We start from the raw sequence: 2,479 nt of genomic DNA on the forward strand, positions 1-2,479 counted from the left end.
CCGGGATATTTGATATAAGTGCAGGCATCAACGTAACTGAAGAAACGGAAAATATTAAGGGCTATACTCTCGGATTACGGGTAACGTTTGAAGACCTYGCGTCGCTGCGTTCATATGGTCCGCATCCCGTTCATCAGGAATTTGTTAAATCGCTGGATGGTATACTGGAAAATGTTATTGTAGTTGATTACCCWTTGGTTTAAGCAACCAATACGAGGCTACCGGTATAGATCGGCAGCCTCGTTGCGCTAACGGATAGTTTAGTTGAATTAGGAATGGGTAACTATAAAAAAGCAAAACTCGCCAACACTACGGCGAGTTTTGCTTTTTTATATGCCAACGCGAAGTCAAAACAACTGCCATTTTGATAAAATTTCGGGAAAAACCTACACAATGGTAGCAGCTTTTTCGTAAGCGTAGTTATTCAATTAGGTTTTTCGTGGCCTTATACAGATTTTCCACGTATACATCTACTTCATCTCGTGACATGCGTAAGCGATTCACAGAAGTACCATATCCAATTTCCTTTTCACCCTCTTCTAATCCTTTGAAAATTCCATCTGCGAAGGCATCTAATGGTTCTCCTTGGGTATGCACCCCCGCTCCACCTAAATTTGTATTCACTGCTGGAGGAGCAACTTCAATTACTTCTACAGACGTTTCAGAAAGTTGGTGTCTTAGACTCATTGTAAATGAATGAAGCGCCGCTTTTGATGCTGAATAAATCGGAGCAATCGCAAACGGTGTAAAAGCTAACCCAGATGTCACGTTGATGATAGTCGCCTCTTCTTTTGTTGCAAAAAATGGAGCGAACATCATAGAGAGATGGAAAGGTGCTTCAAGGTTGGTTGTGATTTCTTTACTGAAATAACTCCAATTGTTCTTCGCATCCCCTTTTAACACATTAAAGCGTTGTTGGATCCCAGCATTGTTAACTAACACATTCACTTCTGGATAGTTCGCTGTTACCCAATCAAATAATGCTACACGCTCGGATTCAATATCCAAATTACTTATACGAGTAATAAGGTTAGGGGATTTTTCTTTTGCATTTTGAAGTACATCTTCACGTCGTCCACAAACAATGACTTTATTTCCAGCTTTGATAAAACGCTCTGCAAAAGCTAATCCTATTCCAGTACTTCCGCCTGTAATAAGTATTGTATTTCCTGAAAGTTTCATTCTAATTCCTCTTTTCCAATATTTTTTCATCTTCTCTTGCTTCTTTTCTTTCCTGAGTATACTTTGTATAACGTGTAATTTTTACGTCAATTCCTTTTAAGGCTTCTTGCATTAGTGAAATTTCAGCTAGTACAACTTGCTTGTGATTCTTCATCATTTCAAGTCGCAATTCAGTGGTACTATCTCCCTCTACTACCCAATCAACATATTGTTTGATTACACTTATTGGCATATGCGTGTTTTTTAGATAAATAATGATTCCAAGGAACGTAATTTGATCTTCTGAAAATAACCGCCTCCCAGCTTCATCACGCTCAACTTTTGGTAGTAGTCCTTTTTTTTCATAATAACGTATCGTTGATTCTGGAATATCGAGTTTGGCTGAAACTTCGCTAATTGAATAATACTTCATCTGGAGGCCTCCAAATTTTATATTTCATGTCGACAGGAATATGATACGACTTAAACCATGGTTTAAGTCAACGAAAAAATTTTAGTTTGTCGAAGGCTAAAAAAATTTGCTTGCCGGTACTTTCTTGGAAGTACCCTGATGTGACTCCATTTGGTGAGAAACTTTTTTTAAATTTAGGTTTATCTCCGTGGTCTCGCAGTCATTCGGTTTTATATTATGTGGGCATCTTATCGAGCATCCTATTCTTATGCGGCCTTATGAAATTAAGGATGTCTTTAAAAAAACGGCAGGGGATCAAAATTCTTGCTGTTTTGATTTTATCTTTTTGGATTCCTCCATATATTATTACCGGCTATCAGACCCTCTTTGCTGAAGGAATTTACACCTTAGAGTTGAAGCACGCACGGCAGGTTAAGTCGGCGACTGTGCGAAGTGAACGGGAAGCCTAAGAAAAAAATGCTATCCAATGAACCAGACGAATAGCAATGGCTTATCAGGTGAAGGTGCTGGGTATGCTCAGAACGCGTTCGAAAGATACAGTGTGCCCAAAGAAAGAAATGCTGCAAATTGATTGCAAGTTGAATCACGTTGGTGAGCCGTATGCCTTAGTAGGGCACGTGCGGTTCGATAAGGGGGGAGCCATGCAAATGGGTCCCCTACTTGATTTGTTATTGAACTAAAGTGCAGGCTTCTTCAATGGTTTCGTCGAATACTCAAATGTGTTCTTTTTCCAACGAAAGGAGAGTTATTATGGAAAATAATCTTTTAATTCTAAAAAGAGTTCCAACGATATCAGAATATATAAAGCTTTGTTGTGCGGTTGGTTGGGAAGATTATATGAATTTCGAAGTTGCAGAAGAATCTTTAAACCAATCGCTGTTTGGT

At 38.9% G+C, this 2,479-nt stretch carries 4 protein-coding genes; 2 read left to right on the forward strand and 2 right to left on the reverse strand.

The window, feature by feature from the left end:
* A partial coding sequence (locus AB4114_RS35670; protein WP_441992663.1) for a Dabb family protein occupies positions 1–203 on the forward strand: 203 nt, incomplete at its 5' end.
* A gap of 217 nt (positions 204–420) precedes the next feature.
* Here the strand turns inward: AB4114_RS35670 and AB4114_RS35675 are convergent.
* The gene (locus AB4114_RS35675; RefSeq protein WP_441992666.1) at positions 421–1,182 is read right to left on the reverse strand and encodes an SDR family oxidoreductase; all 762 of its coding nucleotides are present in this window, start codon (positions 1,180–1,182) and stop codon (positions 421–423) included.
* Position 1,183: 1 nt separating this feature from the next.
* Entirely contained in the window at positions 1,184–1,594 is a 411-nt protein-coding gene (locus tag AB4114_RS35680; RefSeq protein ID WP_441992664.1) for a MerR family transcriptional regulator, read from the reverse strand.
* A gap of 512 nt (positions 1,595–2,106) precedes the next feature.
* Here AB4114_RS35680 and AB4114_RS35685 point away from each other — a divergent pair.
* Entirely contained in the window at positions 2,107–2,274 is a 168-nt protein-coding gene (locus AB4114_RS35685) for a hypothetical protein (protein ID WP_441992665.1), read from the forward strand.
* Positions 2,275–2,479 lie beyond the last annotated feature (205 nt).

This window comes from Paenibacillus sp. 2RAB27 (genome assembly GCF_052115445.1).
Classification (GTDB): domain Bacteria; phylum Bacillota; class Bacilli; order Paenibacillales; family NBRC-103111; genus Paenibacillus_E.